Source organism: Streptomyces sp. NPDC085944, from assembly GCF_040686295.1.
In the GTDB taxonomy this organism is placed as follows: domain Bacteria; phylum Actinomycetota; class Actinomycetes; order Streptomycetales; family Streptomycetaceae; genus Streptomyces; species Streptomyces salinarius.
The window spans coordinates 456,997-473,974 of record NZ_JBFBJX010000004.1 but is presented as its reverse complement, the minus strand read 5'-3'; the positions used below and the strand labels follow the sequence as shown (position 1 = coordinate 473,974).

Genomic DNA, 16,978 nt, shown 5'->3' with positions numbered 1-16,978 from the left:
CGGCTGCCGGCCTCCCCGGCCGGGGTCGAGGCGCCGGCGCCGGACGGGGTCAGGGGGCCGGCGCCGGAGGGGGACGGGGACGGGTCGGACGGAGGCCGGGGGTCGTTCGGGCTGTCGCCCCCGGCGCGGGGGTGCCCGTCCGGGCGGGCGGTCCGCACGGCGTGCGGCTGGGGGCTCCGAGGGGCGGGGCCGGAGGTCGGCACCGGGCCTGCCGGGGGACGGTTCTGACGGGGACTGGACACGTTTCGGGCTCCGTTCGGGCATACGGGCACGTTCGGATTCTCAGCCGCGATCCGGCCCTGGACGGAGAGCCAAATCGATTTGGCCAAATCGATTTGGCCGTCAGTATGCGGAGCCTCCCGCGTCACGTCAAGGTCGGGATGCGGCGCTCGCGGGCCCCCGTCCCCCGCCCACCCCCGCGCCCAGTGAGGGGCCGAGGGGGTTCGGCGACGACGGCGGGCCGCGCACCGGCCCCGCGCCCGCCTTCTCCCCGTCGGGGACGCCCTTTTCCTTTACACCGGCAAAGCGTTGAACTCGAAGGGCGGAGTTTCCGACGGATCGGGTGAGCATATGCACCGAACCGCTACACTCCCCGCACGTGATGCAGCCGACAAGTGGTCCGTCCCATCGGTCGGTCAGGGGGAAAGTGTGCGCAAAGAGAGTTGGACCGTCGAATTCGAGCGGCCTTCCGATTTCGAAACGTCGGTCCAGCGGGAGATCCGCGGTGCCCTGCGGAACATCCCCCTCAGCACCGGTGCGTCACAGGACGGACACTGGCCGGACGGCCTCAGGGAAGTGCGGGTGCTGCGCCGGCTCGCCGGAGGGCGCAGCGGCTCCGCGGTCCTCGAGATCCGCCTGCTGCTGGAGGACGGGGACACCCTCCTCCAAGTCGCCAAACTCTCCGACCGCGACCATGCCGTCAAGGAGTACCGGGCCGCGGCACCGGTGGCGCAGCCACGCCGCTTCCCCATGCATCTGGACATCGTCGCCGCCAGCAGGGGCGTCCTGGACGCCGACCCCGCGAACCCCAACGCCTCCGGTCTTCAGGCGGTCGTCTACCAGCATGTGGAGGACCGGCACGGCACGCGCGGCGACACCCGGTCGCTGGAAGAGGTGGTGGCGCAGGGCGTCGCCGACGAGGCATTCACCGAATCGGCGTGCGAGTCGTTGCGTCATACGCTCACCGACCTGGCCGACCAGTTCCACCGCGCCGCACGGAAAAGCAGTCTTTCCCTGGGTCACCTGAACGGCACGCTGGGAACGGATCTGCACCTGTATTTCGAACGGATCAAACCCCAGGACGGCCAAGGGGTCGATCTCGACCTGGGAATCACCGCTCCCAGCCGCGAGGAGGTCGAGGCCGAACGCTGTGGCGAGGAGGACGTACTCCTCAGCTCCTCCTCTCCCCCCGGCGACAAGCGCACGATCTGCTCCGGCCGCCGGGTGACGCTCCTGCTGGAGGAGCCGGCCCTGGACCGGGAGAGGCTCTCCGGCCGCATCGACGGGGCCCGCGTGGAAGCCGTGGCCCAGGGCAGCGCTCGCGACAAGGACCTCCGCGTGGAGCTCAAGGGCAGCTCCCCGCTCCGCGTGAGTGCGAACGTCCTGCACACGCGTGCCGAGCTCCGGTCCCAGCTGCTCAAGACCAAGCTCTCGTCGTTCGGGCACGTCGAGGAGACCGCGCAGGAGCTGGCCTGCGACGGCGTCCGCGTCGCCCATCCGCTGCGTGAGCTGTACGCGATCCTGCACCGCACGCGAGACGCTCGCGTCACCGGCACCGTGCACGGCGACCTCAATCCGCGCAACGTCCTTCTCCGGGGCGACCGCACCTATCTGATCGACTTCGCCGACGCCGAGCCGGACGGTCTGACGCTGACCGACTACGCATGGCTCGAGGTGTGCCTGCTGCGGGAGTTGGAGGACTCCGGCCTCGCCTGGCGCGAGCTGCTCGTCCTGCAGCGGCAACTGGCCGTGATGAGCAAGTTGTTCGTCTTCGTCGACGACGAGTGCCTGGACAAGATCCTCGCCGCGCTGGTCGACACCGGTCCGGGGCCTCTCGGGCGGTGTCTGGCCCTCGTGTGGGAGATCAGACGCGCGGCTCTGCTCCTGGAGAGACGGCACTGCTCGCCCGAGGAGGCACAGCGGCACCTCTTCGAGTACCTGACCCTGGCGGCGTTACGGCCGTTGAAGTTCCCGGAGGAAGAACAGAGCCCGTTCCGGGTGGCGGTGTGCGCGGCGACGGCCGGCGTGGCGGCGGAGGCCCTGCGGGGGGAGCCGGTCGGCCTGTTCTCGTCGTGGGAGACCGACCAGGCGGCCACCCTCATGCGCGCGCTGCTCGATTCCGGTCAGGCGCACCGTCCCGGCGCCGTCGACCTGCTCATCGGCGCCCGGCAGGCGGCGTGGACGGCCGGACTCGAGGAACTGGACCTCGACGGCGCCCTGTTGCGCGCCCTTTTCCGCGGCCCGCTGTCGGAGACCCTCGACAAGCAGCGTGAACACTGCGGGAATCCGGTCCCGTTCATCGCGTTGACCGGTCGCGTCCTGCGCCCGGGCGAACCTTTCGTCCAACAGGGCGACGGGGCGCTCGCCATGGATCCCCGGCCCGCCACGGAACTCCTGTGGTCGCACGAGCGCTCCGTGCTCGTCGGCGACTGCGGGGCGGGAAAGAGCGCGACCGTCAGGGAGTTGCAGGCGCGAGTCATCAGGGGCGGGATCGAACCCCAGTACCACCTGGACTCCCATCCACCCCTGTGCTGGCCACTCGAGCTGAACGCGCTGCGCATCAGCGAGTATCTGCGCACGTGGCGGACCGCTGCCGAGGACGCCGCCGAGGCGGTGCCCGGAGTGGCGAAGCCCGCCGTCGAGCAACTCCTGTGCGAGTGTGCCGAGCTGGGCGACGTCGACGAGTCCGTGATCACGACGGTGCTGCGGCTGGGCGGCGTGTACGCGGTCGTCGACGAGCTGCACAAGGTCGACGCCAAGGAGAAGCCCTTCGTACTGGGCTGGATCCGCGACCTCGTTGCCGCCTTCCCCGCCCTGCGCATGACGGTCTGTCAGCGTGGCGGTGACTACCAGCCCAGCGCTCTGGGGTGGCCGGCGGTGGTGCTGCACAGGGTCAGGGCCCCACAGGCGCGCGAGTACATCGAGGACCGGATCCGCCGGCGGGACCAGGTGACGTGGCGGACCCGCGTCAGCAGTCTCCAGCAGGCGGTGTTCGACGACCCGGAGGCGGGCAGTCTGCGCGACCTCGCCGCCAAGCCGCTGTTCCTGCGCATCCTGGTCGACCGATACCTCGAGGAAGAGGCCGTCAGCACCACCAACCCGGGCAAGCTGGTGGAGGAGTACACCCGGGGTCTGATCGCCGGCGTCGACGACAGGGAAGTCGAACGTCGCATGAAGCTCCTGGCCCATCTGGCCGGCGACATGGACGCGTTCGGGGCGGCCATCCGGTACGAGGACGCGGTGAAGTCCCTGGAGCGGTTACGGCCCTTCAACGCCAGGGACTCCCTTGAGGCGCTGCTGCGCAGCACGGCCGTCGTCACCGACCCGTCGGGCAGGTGGGTGGCTTTCGACAACCCGGTCATCCACGCCTACTTCGCGGCCACTTTCGCCCAGGAGGAGGACTCCGAGAAGGTCGCCGATCGCATCCTGCAGTTCCACTGGCGGGAGGCCGCCCAGCTGCTGGTGGCCAATCCGCAGACGCCGCAGGACATGGTCGAGCACATCCTGCGGACCGCGCTGGACGCCAACCTCGTGTACGGGGCGTGGTTGCTGCAGGCCGCCCCTCCCGGCCGGTTCGGAAGGCTGCGGGACCGGCTCCTGCGTACACTCACCGCGCAGCTGGAGGCCGGGGACAGCGGTCAGCCGGCCTGGCGGCAGGCGGCGTACGGCTTTGCGAAGTACGGCACCCCGGACGCGCTCCGGGCGCTGCGGACGACCGCCATGGACGCGGCGGCGCCGGCGGCGGCCGAAGCGCTGGACGGCCTCGTGATGATGCACCAGTGGTTCGTGCCGGGCGCCCGGAAGGCGCTCACGGAGATCGTGAGCCACCTGCTGGACGCACAGCCGGACGACGTCGACCAGGACCTGACCGTACGGGCCGTACGGTCGATCGCCACGACCCGGCTGCACGAACTCGTCGGCTACTTGTGGGACCGCGTCCGGGCCGACGCGCCGTGGCCGGTCATCCGGCAGGCCTGGCAGGCACTGGCCCAGTTGAACGTCCGGCCCAGCGGTGCCGTGCGCCGGACCTACACCGAGGCGTGCCGGCGCAGGCTTCCCGAAACGCTCACGGAGCTGTCGCGGACCGCCGATGCCACGACCGTCCATCAGCTCCATCTCGAACAGCGGGACATCCTGACCGTCCTGGCCGGCAACGGCGATCTGTCCACCCTGCTGGAATACCGCTTCCGGACCGGCCTGGCCGACGACATCACCTGGCACCCGCTGCTGACCACGGCGGCGGAGCACTGTGACGACACCGGTCCGGCACGGCTGCTGCGCGACGGCGAGGAGGTCGACTGGGACGCGCTGCTCGACCGGGACGACGACACCACGATGGTGCTGGCCTGCCACATGCTTCTCCATCGCGGCCGGACCCTGCCCGTCACCCGCGTGCAGCAACTCGCCGCCGACGCCTCGCCCACCCGGCTGCTGGCACTCGCCGCCTTCGTGCACACGCTGAACGGTCACGAGATGCCTGCCGTAGATGACATCGTGCGCGCCTACACGGACCGGCTCGACGAGGGGTATCTCGAACCCTTGTCGGCGCTCGTCCGCGCGGTCAGCAGCCACGACCTGGAGGCCCGGCCCCGAGCGGCCCTGCTTCTCGACGAGGCCACCCGTCGCCCGGGCCGCGCTCCGAGCATGTACTGGCCGTGGGCCCCGGCGTGGCGCGAGAGCGTCCCCGACCGCTCCGAGATCGACCTCTTCGCCCAGGCTCCCCGTCTCGACGACAGCGAAATGCTCAAGTTGCTGGGCACCACCGACGTGCTGCTCGACGCGCCGCCCTTCGACCCGGTGCCCCTGAGCGAGGAACAGCGCTCGCGCCTCGAGCGGCTGCAACCGGACGACCCCGGCAGTCTGGACGCGCACCGGTTCGTGATACTGGCCGCCAGCACGGGACTTCACCAGGCACTGAGCTTCGTCCGCGCTGCGGCGGACCACCCCGGCAACCGGACCACCACCGTCGTGCACTCCCACCCGCTGCACGGCGTCCAGACCGTCGTCCCGGCCGCCCACGCCGTCGCCGCGATCGGCTATCTGAGCCTCCTGGCGGCCGAGGAGCACCCCACGGCCGGGCGGCTCGTCTCCACCGCGTACAAGGAGCTCAACAGCATGATCCTCGCTCCGGACGAGGCGCATCCGAGCCTGCGGCGGGCCCGTCTGGTCGGCATGGGCTTCCTCGGCGACTGGACGGAGATCCTCGAAGGCCTGGAGGCCGACGATCCGGTGATGCACCATGCCGCCTGGAACATCGTCATGCACTGGGTGCCGGGACCGTGGACGCCCCCTTCCGAGGAGAAGGACCCGCTCGTCAGCGTCGCGCGCTCGATCAGCGAGCGCTTGCGGCAGAGCGGGATCCCGTCCCCCACCCGAGCGGCGCTCGTCCACATCCGCGACAGCGCGGAGACACGAATGGGGCGCTATGTCCGGTAGGTTCCGTGCGGTGTCGTCCGTCTCACAGGCCCATCTCCTTCTTGGCGGCGTCGATCACCGCCCGCCGGGCCCGGGACGCGGCCGCCAGCGCCTCGTCGCGCTCCGGCCCCGCGGGCACGTCGTGCACCTGGCGCTGCCGGCGCAACAGCGACTCCCCCGCGTCCACCACTCCGTCGGCGGCCAGCAGCCGCAGCCGCGTGAGCTGACTGCGCATCTCCCTGTACTCGGCGAGCAACGGCTCGGCGCAGGCGTCCGCACCCGCCGTCCCTGCGGCCGTGTCGGAATGCCGCCAGCTCGCCTCGAGGAAGGCCACGAAGGCGTCCGTCAGCGCGTCGCGCGCCCACCGGTGCCGTTCCCGTCGTCCGCCGACGACCGTCGTGACGACCAGCGTCGCCAGACTCGTCACCGCCGCGGCCCAGGCCGCCCACGCACTCGCATCCATAGGGCACTGATTGTCGCAATACGGCAGCCCGCGCACGGCAGTTCGTCCCAGAACGCCAAACTCACCCCTTCGCGCTCTAGCCGAGCCCCCTCGCCATGCCGGACCATGGGCGGGCACGGCACCCCCGCACCGGTCGACCCACACGCCAACCCCTCGCCAAACCGGCATCGCAGGAGTGACCAGCCATGACGGATTCCGCAGCAACAGCGCCCACGACCGGCTCGTCGAGCCGGACGGTCGCCGACCTTCAGCGCGCCCTGGCCCAGGGTCTCGCTTCCAATCCGCTGTTGAACAGCGAGTCCGGATGGCGCTCCCTGACCGCGCGCCTGGCCCGGCAGGGCGGCCCCTTCCCGCCGACCCCCGGCGACGGCGCACCACCGGCGGACCGGATCGGAGAGCTGGTCGCGGCCTGCGGTGAGCAGGCGGACGACGCCGAAGCCCTGGCCGACGCCCTCGATCACGTCACCCGCGATCCCGGCCTCGCCCTCCCCCTGCGTACCGTCGCGGACTGGCTGACGGCCAGGACACTGCTGTCGGACGCCGAACTGGACGAGCTGAGGGGGCTTCTCGACCAGGTACCGGCCCACCAGGCCACCTCGGCCGCCCAGGCGTGCCTGCCCTTCCTCGCGGCCGACCTGCCGGCGCACTGCACCGGCACCTGGCCCACCACCCTGCACCTGCTGCGCCGCAACATGCTGCCCACCGGCCTGCCTCCCCTCCTGGCCTACCTGGAGCACCTGGCCGCGGCCAGACCGGCTCAGGAGAGCGCCTTACACGCCTGGGCGGGGCGGAAGGCCGAGGACTGGGGAGTGACCGAGGAACTCCGGGCATGCCGCACCGCGGCCGCCGACTTCGTCCTGCCCGAGCGGTCACCGGCCCGGGTCATGTTCGTGCTGCTGCCCGACGGGCTGCAGAAGGACACCTACACCCTGCGCATGTGGCACCGCGAGGGGGCCCGTGCCAAACCGGCGCTGCGGGACGAGGACACCCAGGCCGTCAGCCACACCGAGCTGAGGCCCACCGTCGCGCAGCGCCTGCGGCAGTGGGTGCAGGAGACCAGCGAGGCCGTCCTGGACGACATGTGCGTGGAGTTCTGGCTTCCGCTGCCGCTGATCAACGAGCCCGTCTGGGACTGGTGCGCGGACGCCACCCAGCCGGCCCACCCCGCCCGCACGGTGCTCGTCCGGAGCCTGGACCGGCTGCAGATCCCCACGATCCAGTCGGCGTGGCGCGCGAGGTGGGACAGCCTCATGCACGCTTCGGAGGAAGCGGAGTCCCCGGACGGGGGCACGGCCGTCTCCGCCCCGCACGACGCAGAGTCGCACCGGGAGCCCACCACGCCACGGAAGACCCAGGACCCCGTCATCCTCAAGAGCCCGCCCAGTGACAAGGAGGGACGCCTGCAGTTCCTCGACGCCCTGCGCAGCGGGGCCCCGGCCATCCTGTGGCACCGGCTGGACTGTTCGGCCGCCTTCCAGAGCGCCGCCCTCCGGCTGATCGGCGCGGGCCCGCTGCAGGAGTTGCCGGACCGCATCAGCGCGCTGCGCGCGGACCACCGGCGTTCGACCTCCGCCGACGACGCCGTCGCCGACATCACGCTGCTCTGGGACGATCCGACGCACACCCTGCCCACCCTGCACAGTCTGGTCGCCCCCAGCGAGGCCAGGGTGCTGTGAACACTCATCCGGACGGCAACTGGCTCATCACCAGCACGCCACAGGACAACCGACGCCAGTTCTCCTCCCTGCGCCCGCGTCCCTTTCCGGCGCCCGATCTCTTCTCCGAGCCCCCGGACGACTGGCCACGCCCGGCTCCGGTACCGGCCGTGCCGGCGGCGGCCAGTGCGCTGCGGGCCCTGGAGACACTCGATCCGACGGCCCAGGCGAACACCCCCACGCTTCCCAACCTGCCCGGCGCGAGTCCCTATCCCCGCGCGAGGCCACCGGCGTGGGACCTGGTGCTCATCATCGACACCGGCGCCTCCATGGCGGCGTGGTACGACAGCATCAAGGCCTTCGTCGAAAGTGCCTACAAACTGGCCCACTTCGCGCATATCCCGGTCATCAGCCTCCACAGTCAGGGATTCGATCCGACGCGCCCGGTCTTCGACGCGACGGAGGTGGGGCGGGCCGGCCTCGGGGACGAGACACGGAAGAAGATCATCCTCGTCATCACCGACGCGGTGGGGCCGGCCTGGGAAGGGGAACCGCTGAAGAGCCGGCTCGCCGACTGGGCGGCGGTCCATCCCCTGGCCGTCCTCCACGTCGCGCCGCACCCGCACTGGAGCCGCTCCGCCCTGGCCACCCGGCCCCTGAACCTCAGATCCCCCGAACTCGGCGGGCCGAACACCACGTTCGAGGTGCAGACCCCGGACGACGCCGCCCTCGACGCGCTGGTGCCGGCGGAGCCCGTGCCCCCGAACAGCGTCGTCATCCCCGTCCTGGAGCTCAGCAAGCGCTGGATCGAACAGTGGTGCCGGCTGCTCAACTCCAGCAAGTGGGTGAGCCAGCAGGCCATAGTGGTCACCCCGGACGGCGACGCGGCGGAAGTCCCGGACGGGGTGGAGCCGGCGCACGCCGCCGGGGTGCCCCAGCCCCGGGTGCCGGCGCCCCGGCAGGAGGCGTGCGCCGAGCCGACGGCGGAACAGCGTGTCGTCGAGTTCCTCGGGAAGGCGCTCGGCGACACCTGCGAGCTGACCGTGCTGCTGGCGGCCGCTCCGCTGAACCGGCACATCATGCAGCTCATCGCCTACCACCTGATGCCCCGGACCGGCCCGGAGCATCTCGCCGAGATCCTCAGCAGCGGCCTGCTCCAGGTCGTGGACACCAACGACCCCCGCAGCACCCCGTACCACCGCATCGTCTTCGACTTCCTGCCGGGAGTGCGGATGCAACTGCTGTCCCGGCAGCGGGACGGCAGGCGGGACTGCTACGAGGTGGCGCAGCTGATCGACAGATACCTGTCGCCGGCCGTCCCGGAGGTCGAAGGTCTCGCGGTACGCATTCGACAGCTCACGCCACCGGACTCCGTGGACGTGACCTACGAGAACCTCCATTTCCTGGAGGTGGAGCGGGACATCTTCCACGCGCGCGTCCCGCACGCCCGGGCCGACACCGTTCACCGCCTGGGAGAGACGATCGATCGCTTCAAACGGGGCGGGACCCGGGACCAGCCGCCCACCGGTCGTTGACAAGTGCGCCCTCGGCCCGAACTCTGGCATGAGCACGTCCAGCACCACGCCTCACGAGCACCAGAGCACCACCACGCAGCGCGGTCACACCGCCTTCAACGGAAGGACGCTCCATGGCGCAGAAGATCGAGATCCGTCCGCTGGACAAGAAGGAAACCACCGGCGACAGCAACAGTCAGGGCGCCTGAACCAGGGGGCGTGGTCCGGCGCCGTCGCGGCGCCAGACCATGCTCTGCCCTGCCTCGGCCGCGGTCTGCGGCTCGTCCGGTTCGACCCGGAGCAGGCGGTAGCCGATCCGGGGCGGGATGCCGGCGCTGCGGACATTGGCCTGGTCGCAGTGGATCTCCATGGCTCTGACGCCGGGGAGCCCCAGTCCCTCCTCGGTCAGCGCGGCCGCGGCCCGGGTGGCGAGCCCGCGACCGGTGGCCGGGGAACACACCCAGTAGCCGATCTCCAGAACACCGGCCTCGCCGTTCGGGAACATCGCGCCCCCGCCGATCACTCGGTCGCGACGGTCCGGCGGGGTCAGCACGTAGACGAAGGACCGGCCCGCGTCCCAGTCCGCGTCCTGTTCGGCGCGGGCCCCCTCCGTCTCCTCGCGGGTGGGCGGGTGCTGGGCCCAGCGAAGCCACTCCCCCAGGTGCTCGACGTCGGCGGCGACCGCGTCGATGAACGCGTCGTCGGACACCAGGGAACGCCGTCGCAGTACGGAACCGTCCGGCAGGTCGATGTTCTCTCGTGGAAGCCTGGAAAGAGTTCCCTCTGTCATGCCAGCATCTTGGCCTACCCGACCGGCCACTTGAAGGGGGCCCGCACAGGTACGCGCCGCGGTGTCACGGCGATGCCCCCGGTGACCGGCCGGCCCGCCGGGTGAAGCGTCGCAGGCCGCGGCGGGTGGGCTTGAGGGGCTTGTCCTCGGGGGCCACCGGGGCCGGGGACTGCGCCGCGCCGGGAACCGCGGGCAGGGCCGCGGGCGCGGACGCGGGCGGTGGTACGGAGCGGCCGCCTTGGGCGAGCCGACTCCGCACGGCCTGGGCCATGGCCCGGTGGGCCGGTTCCCGCAGCAGGCCGGCCGCGGACAGCCGCTCCCACATGTGCAGGAGTTCCTGCCCGCGGGTGGCCACCTGCCCCTCGTCCCACAGCCGTTGCCAGGCCGCGGTGGCGCGGGCCACGTCGGGGGCGGCCCGGTCCAGGTCCGTGCGGCAGCGGATACGGGCGACGGTCAGCGCGAGGACGGTGGAGAGCATGTGGTCGCCGCGCTTGTACGCGAGATAGGCCTCGATCGCCCGGGCCTCCAGGGACAGTTCGTCCTCGGCACCCCGGCGCAGCGTGAGGTGCTCCCGCAGCGCGCTGGCGAGGACGAAGGCGGCGTGCAGCTCCTCGCGCTGCGCGTGCTGGATGATGCGCTCCACGCGGGCGAGCGGAGGGAAGGCGGCCTCCTCCGCGGCGGTGCGCTCCTGCCCGGGCGGCAGGTCGTCCTCGTCGGCGATGGTCCGGCTCGACCCGTCGGGGTGCACCCGCAGCCGCGCCACCTGCTGCACGGTGCGGTCGATCACGGTGGCCGCGACCGGTGCCCCCAGGGTGCGGGCGAACATGGCGACGGCGTCGAGGATCGCCTCGTTGGGCGGCCGCATACCGCCCATCTCCAGCAGGTGACCGTTGACCACCGTCGACCCGTCCTCGGCCACGTAGGCGTCGAGGCGGATCAGCGGCGCGGCGCCGAGCGCGGGCAGGTTCCCCTCGTCACGGGGGGTTGGCAAGTGGGTCATCCGCTCAGATTCCGGGTCGTACGACGCCGAGGACGGGCATGGAGGCGGCCGGCGCGGTGGTGATCGAACGGCCGGGCCGCGGTGCGTGGACGATCTGTCCACCTCCGATGTACATGCCCACGTGGGTGGCGTCGTTGTAGTAGATGATCAGGTCCCCGGGGCGGGCCGAGGACAGACTGACGCGGGTCAGGCCGCCCCACTGAGCCTGTGAGGTGCGCGGAATGGGGTGCCCGGCCGCCGCCCATGCCGCCGAGGTGAGTCCGGAGCAGTCGTACGAGGACGGGCCCACGGCGCCCCACACGTACGGTTTGCCGATCTGCGCCATCGCGAAGTCCACGGCCTTGCCGGCCGCCCCGCTCACCTGGGTCCCGCCGCCGGGCCCTTGGGCCTTGCCCCTGCCCTTGCCCTTGCCCTTGCCCGCCGAGCCGCCGGAGGAGCCGCCCGATTCCGTCCACCTGGCCTCGGCCTCTTTGGCCCGCTCCTTCTCCAACTGGGCCAGTCTGCGGGTCTGTTCCTCTTCGAGCCCCGCCTCGATCCGCTCGGCCGTGGCGATCTTCTTCTCGATCTTCTGCTTCGCCGCCGCCTTGTCCGCGCGGCTGCTCTTCAGCTTGCGCAGCTCCTTCGTGGCGGCCTCGGTCTGCTCGCCCAGCTCCTGACGGGCGGTCTTCTGGGTCTCGGAGACGTTGACCAGTCCGCGCATGGCCTGGCGGGCCTGGGACGCCTCGTCGAGGGCCGACTCCGGGTGGTCGCCGAGCAGCAACTGGATACCGGTGGCGGCGAGATCGCCGCCGCGGTACTGGGTGCGCGCGGCCGCGCCGGCGAGGGCGTGCAGGTCCTTCACCCGCTTCTCGGCACGGGTCAGGTCCTTGCGGAGGGTGGTCAGCCGTTTCTCCTGTTCGGTGGCCTTCTCGTTGGCGGCGTTGTACGCCTCGGTGGCCACTTCCGCCTCACGGTAGAGGCCGTCCAGTTCGTCGCGGATGTCCTCGATCGACCGGCCGGTGTTCGGGTCGGGGTCGCCCGGGGCCGCGTAACCGGGGCCGGGCGACAGGACGATCGCGCAGACGAGGGCCGCCGTGGCGCCCCGGCTCCGTAACCGTCTGCCGCCGGTCGACACGTTCATGAGCTCCACTCTCAGAGGTCGCGTGCGGGCGGCCCAAACGGCCGCCGTCGCGCTCGCCACCGCAGGTCACGCGGTGGGCCGTTCGAGCCTTGAACACACTACCTTCCCCCGAACGGCCCACCCCGGTCTCCCCGGGCGTGTCAGCTTGCTCACACGCAACTGTTCAGCGCGCGGTACTCAGTTGTGCCAGGTGTCGTCGAGACTGATCTTCGTGGAGTTCACCGTCGCGGTGCGGTTGGCGCCGCCCTCCCAGGTGACGTTGCCCGCCTCGTCCTTGCGGAGGTACTTGTACTCGAAGGACGTGCCCTCGGGGAGCTCCACGTCCCGCTTCCACACCGGGTAGGCGGCCGGGTCGAGCGGGAGCGCGCCGGCCGGGTTCCAGTTGCCCAGCTCCGGCCGGTTGCCGGTGACGTAGATGTTCTGGCCCCAGCTGGTGGTGGCGTTGACCGCGAAGGACACGCCGGAGGCGACCGGGTCGGGGTCGCCGGGATCGGTTCCGCCGGCACAGGTACGGGCACCCACGTGCAGGGCGACGGCCGTGTCGGCGCCCAGGGTCGCGGTGAACCGTCCTGCCCCGTCGACCGTGACACCCTTGCCCGACTGGACGTCGCAGTAGTCCCCTGCGGGCAGCGATGTCTGGAACGTACGGGTCAACGCGGCGCCCTCGTGGTTGATGGCGACGTACGCCTTCGAACCACGCCCGAAGGCGATCTGGTCGCCGCCGTTGTCCCACCAGTCGGTCACGGCCTGGCCGCGGGCGGAGTTGCGGAAACCGACCATGGAGGAGATCTCGCGCCAGGCGTGCTGGCACTTCCAGCCGTCGCTGTAACAGGCGTTCACCTGGCCGCCGCCGGGCGGGCCCGCGTCGTGGTCGGTGAACTCGTAGCCGGAGTGGACGTCGGGGCTGCCGTACGGCCAGGCCAGCATGAACACGTGCGCCAGGGTGTAGGCGGCGCCGTCCTTGTAGGTGAGGGTCTCGCCGTTGCGCTCGGTGTCGTGGTTGGTGACGAAGACGGCTGCCTTGTCCGAGGGCATGTAACCCCATGCCTCGCCGAAGTTCTTCAGGTAGGCGAGGTTCTCGTCGGTGAAGACGCGCTTGAGGTCGCGCGCGTACCGGAACTCCTGCACGTCGCCGCTGCCCAGGTACTCGGCCGGGGACACGGCCTCGCCGGCGCCGTAGATCGCCTCGTGCTTCCAGTAGACGTTCGGGTTGGTGAGCCGGGACTTGATGTCGGCGAGGTCGGCGGCGGCCATGTGCTTGGCCGCGTCGATGCGGAAACCGTCGACGCCGAGGGAGAGCAGGTCGTTGAGGTAACCGGCGATCTTCCCCCGTACGTAGTCCTCGCCGGTGTCCAGGTCCGCGAGGCCGACCAGCTCGCACTCCTGGACGTTGTAGCGGTCGCCGTAGTTGCTGATCTGCGAGGTGCAGTTGTCGAGGTCGTTCGGCGAGTAGAGGCCCGGATAGTCGTACTTGGTGTACGACGAGCCTCCGGTGCCCGTGCCGTTGCCGGCCGACATGTGGTTGACGACCGAGTCGGCGACGACCTTCACGCCGGCGGCGTGGCAGGTGTCGACCATGCTCTTGAACTGGGCGCGGTCACCGAGGCGGCCCGCGATCCGGTAGCTCACCGGCTGGTACGAGGTCCACCACTGTGCGCCCTGGATGTGTTCCTGGGGCGGTGAGACCTGGACGAAGCCGTAGCCGGCCGGGCCGAGGGTGTCGGTGCACGCCTGGGCGACGGACGTGAACTTCCACTCGAACATCACCGCGGTGACGTCCTTGTCCCCGGGCGGGGCCGCCTGGGCCGGCGCCGCGGTGGCGAGGAGGCTGCCGGCCACGCCGGCGGTGAGGGCCAGCGCGGTGGCGGTCACTCTTCGCGCTGTGCTGGTGTTCCCGTGCATGGAGTCTCCCGTGTGAGGATGCGGGTGTCTCGGGGGGCAGGATGCCAATGGGTGTCTGGTGTCTGGGGAGTCGACACCCGTCTTGCAATGCGTTGCAGAAGGGGTCTGCAAGGGGTTGCGGTCGTGACCGTAAGGGCGCCGTTCAACAGAGGTCAACCCTTCCCGCACTCCGAGAAGTTGAAGCGTGACCCCTTTACGAAGCCACCGCGTAGGGGTAGCTTCCGGCTGCCGTAAGAGCTTTCTGCAACTTTCCGTTCACTCTTTCAGGGTCCGGGCGTTCGACCGCCCGTAGCCCCGCCGCCCGCCTGCCTGGAGACACGCATGAGACGCACGAGACGCAGCCGCATGCGGTTGCCCGTACGGCCGTCGGCCGCGGCCCTCGCCGCCGGCGCCGTCCTCGCGGTGACGTGACCCTCACCACCGGCGGCCTCCCCCGCGACCGCTCCCGCAGCAGCCACGGCCGACAACACGGCGACGGGCGGCGCCACCTACACCGGCATCCCCAACGGGAACTACCGGGACGCGGTCACCGGCGACACCCGGACCGTCACCGGCGGCCGCCTCACCGTCGCCGCCCCCGGCAAGGGCAATCTGCGGGTGTACGTCCTGAACGGCACCGGGAAGATCGGAGCGGACGGTCCGTACCTGAAGTAGGCGTCTCAAGCTTTCGGAACTACCGCTGCCGTTCCTTCGTCCTGACTGGTGAGACTGCCGGCGAGGACGAGGGAACGGGGTGTGATGACCGACTGGGCGGCCTGGACGGGCGGGCGGGGGCGGGTGCTCGCCGGGGCTGCGGTGGTCACCGCCCTCCTGCTGTCGTTCCACGGGGCGGTGCCCAACCGTGTGGGAGGGCTGGGGAGTCTGCTGGAGTCCTTCCTGCTGTGGCTGGGCGCGGTCGTGGCGGTGCTCCTCGTCCTGGCGGTGGTGCGCCGCTCGGCGTTCGCCCTCGTGGCCCTGCTGCTGCCGGCGGCCGCCTGGACGTACCACTTCGGCGGGCTGCTCCTGCCCGCACCGGACCCCGGCGCCGACGACCTGGTCGTGGTCCAGCACAACGTCAGCGACGAGAACGCCGACCCCGCCGGCACGGCCCGCGCCCTGGCCCGTGCCGAGCCCGACCTCGTCGCGCTGGAGGAACTGGTGCCGCCGGCGCTGGAGGTGTACGCGAAGACCCTCGCCCCCGCGTATCCGTACCAGGTGGTCCGGGGCACCGTCGGGCTCTGGTCGAAGTATCCGCTCTCCGGCTCCCGTCCGCTCGACATCAAGCCCCGCGGCATCGAAGAGGAGTGGGAGCGCGGGCTGCGGACCGTGGCGCACACCCCGCGCGGGGAAGTCGCCGTCTACGTCGCGCACCTGCCGTCGGTACGGGTGGGGGCGAGCGGACTCGCGTCCTCCTGGCGGGACGAGAGCGCCGGGCTGCTGGGCGAAGCCCTCGCTCGGGAAGGGCTGCGCAAGGTGGTCCTGCTGGGCGACCTCAACGGCACGGTTGACGACCGGGCACTGGATCCCCTGACCACCCGGCTGAACATCGCCGAACGGGGCCTCGCCCTCAGCTTCCCCGCCGGCGTCCCGCTGGCCCGGATCGATCAGGTGATGGCCCGCGCCGGGACCGTCGGCGCCCTCCGCGCCCTGCCCGCCACCGGCAGCGATCACCTTCCGGTGCTGGCCCGCGTCACCTGGCGCTGAAGCAAGCCGCTTGCGGTGTTTGCGTTAGCCTTTCGTCTGTGACGCGACGACTTGCTCAGGTGGCGAAGAAGGTTGGGGTCAGCGAGGCCACGGTCAGCCGGGTGCTCAACGGCAAGCCGGGGGTTTCCGAGGCGACCCGGCAGTCCGTGCTGAGCGCGCTGGACGTGCTGGGCTACGAGCGGCCCACCCAGCTGCGGGGCGAGCGCGCGCGGCTGGTCGGGCTGGTTCTGCCCGAGCTGCAGAACCCCATCTTCCCCGCGTTCGCCGAGGTCATCGGCGGCGCGCTGGCCCAGCAGGGGCTCACCCCGGTGCTGTGCACCCAGACCAAGGGCGGCGTCTCCGAGGCCGACTACGTCGAGCTGCTGCTGCAGCAGCAGGTCTCCGGGGTGGTCTTCGCGGGCGGGCTGTTCGCGCAGGCCGACGCCCCGCACGACCACTACCGGCTGCTCGCCGAGCGCAACATCCCCGTGGTGCTGATCAACGCGTCGATCGAGAACCTCGACTTCCCGTGCATCGCCTGTGACGACGCGGTGGCCGTCGAGCAGTCCTGGCGGCACCTGACGTCCCTCGGGCACGAGCGCATCGGGCTCGTGCTCGGGCCCTCGGACCACATCCCCTCGCGTCGGAAGCTGGCCGCCGCTCAGGAGGCCGCCCGGGCCGCGAACGCGGAACTGCCCGAGGAGTTCGTCGAGCGGGCCATGTTCTCCCTGGAAGGCGGCCAGGCAGCCGCCACCCGCCTCCTGGACCGCGGCGTCACCGGCATCATCTGCGCCAGCGACCCCCTCGCCCTCGGCGCCGTCCGCGCCGCCCGCCGACGCGGCCACCACGTCCCCCACGACGTCTCCGTCGTCGGCTACGACGACAGCGCCTTCATGACCTGCACCGAACCACCCCTCACCACCGTCCGCCAACCCATCGAAGCCATGGGACGCGCCGCCGTCGACCTCCTCTGCGCACAAATCCAAGGCACCGAAGTCCCCCACGGCGAGCTGCTCTTCGAACCCGAACTCGTCGTCCGCGGCTCCACGGCACAGCCGGCCGCCGGCTAGCAGAGTTCTCCTCGCACCATCCCTTTGACCCGCAAGTTCCTTGCGGGAAATGACAGCGGTTTGCGGCTACCCGACACAGCCCGTGAAAGCCGCTGATCCTAGGCATGCCCAGGTGCGCGCCCGCCCTTCCGTGCCCCCATCGCGCCCTGTCGTATGACGACTCCACGC

The 16,978-nt window shown here is 71.2% G+C and carries 10 protein-coding genes and 1 pseudogene; 6 read left to right on the top strand and 5 right to left on the bottom strand.

Annotated elements, in window-relative coordinates; translation table 11 throughout:
- The first annotated feature begins 648 nt into the window (after window positions 1–648).
- A complete protein-coding gene (locus tag AB0P07_RS10735; protein ID WP_365548040.1) occupies window positions 649–5,655 on the top strand; it encodes a hypothetical protein in 5,007 nt (1,668 codons plus the stop codon).
- A 22-nt stretch (window positions 5,656–5,677) separates the two neighbouring features.
- Here the strand turns inward: AB0P07_RS10735 and AB0P07_RS10730 are convergent, their stop codons facing one another.
- Complete coding sequence (locus AB0P07_RS10730; RefSeq protein ID WP_365548037.1) at window positions 5,678–6,097, bottom strand: hypothetical protein; 420 nt, start codon at window positions 6,095–6,097, stop codon at window positions 5,678–5,680.
- A gap of 185 nt (window positions 6,098–6,282) precedes the next feature.
- On the opposite strand from AB0P07_RS10730, the gene AB0P07_RS10725 reads away from it, so the two are divergent.
- Window positions 6,283–7,773: a hypothetical protein gene (locus tag AB0P07_RS10725; RefSeq protein WP_365548034.1), complete on the top strand. Its 1,491-nt coding sequence runs from the start codon at window positions 6,283–6,285 to the stop codon at window positions 7,771–7,773.
- Complete coding sequence (locus AB0P07_RS10720) at window positions 7,770–9,287, top strand: SAV_2336 N-terminal domain-related protein (RefSeq protein WP_365548031.1); 1,518 nt, start codon at window positions 7,770–7,772, stop codon at window positions 9,285–9,287. The genes AB0P07_RS10725 and AB0P07_RS10720 overlap by 4 nt, the downstream gene beginning before the upstream one ends.
- Before the next feature lie 175 nt (window positions 9,288–9,462).
- Here AB0P07_RS10720 and AB0P07_RS10715 read toward each other — a convergent pair whose 3' ends face one another.
- From AB0P07_RS10715 to AB0P07_RS10700, 4 genes are all read right to left on the bottom strand, one after another.
- Entirely contained in the window at window positions 9,463–10,056 is a 594-nt protein-coding gene (locus AB0P07_RS10715) for a GNAT family N-acetyltransferase (protein ID WP_365548028.1), read from the bottom strand.
- A gap of 64 nt (window positions 10,057–10,120) precedes the next feature.
- Window positions 10,121–11,056: a hypothetical protein gene (locus AB0P07_RS10710; RefSeq protein ID WP_365548025.1), complete on the bottom strand. Its 936-nt coding sequence runs from the start codon at window positions 11,054–11,056 to the stop codon at window positions 10,121–10,123.
- A 4-nt stretch (window positions 11,057–11,060) separates the two neighbouring features.
- Window positions 11,061–12,176, bottom strand: a complete 1,116-nt coding sequence (locus AB0P07_RS10705) for an NlpC/P60 family protein (protein ID WP_365548022.1) — start codon at window positions 12,174–12,176, stop codon at window positions 11,061–11,063.
- Between the two features lie 177 nt (window positions 12,177–12,353).
- On the bottom strand, window positions 12,354–14,078 hold the full coding sequence (locus tag AB0P07_RS10700; protein ID WP_365548019.1) for a carbohydrate-binding module family 20 domain-containing protein: 1,725 nt from the start codon (window positions 14,076–14,078) through the stop codon (window positions 12,354–12,356).
- A gap of 474 nt (window positions 14,079–14,552) precedes the next feature.
- Here AB0P07_RS10700 and AB0P07_RS10695 point away from each other — a divergent pair.
- The 3 genes and pseudogenes from AB0P07_RS10695 to AB0P07_RS10685 form a co-directional block, all read left to right on the top strand.
- Window positions 14,553–14,732: pseudogene (locus tag AB0P07_RS10695) on the top strand (hypothetical protein); the annotation flags it as partial.
- A gap of 84 nt (window positions 14,733–14,816) precedes the next feature.
- The gene (locus AB0P07_RS10690; RefSeq protein WP_365548016.1) at window positions 14,817–15,761 is read left to right on the top strand and encodes an endonuclease/exonuclease/phosphatase family protein; all 945 of its coding nucleotides are present in this window, start codon (window positions 14,817–14,819) and stop codon (window positions 15,759–15,761) included.
- A gap of 38 nt (window positions 15,762–15,799) precedes the next feature.
- A complete protein-coding gene (locus AB0P07_RS10685; RefSeq protein WP_176152992.1) occupies window positions 15,800–16,810 on the top strand; it encodes a LacI family DNA-binding transcriptional regulator in 1,011 nt (336 codons plus the stop codon).
- The last annotated feature ends 168 nt before the right edge of the window (window positions 16,811–16,978 follow it).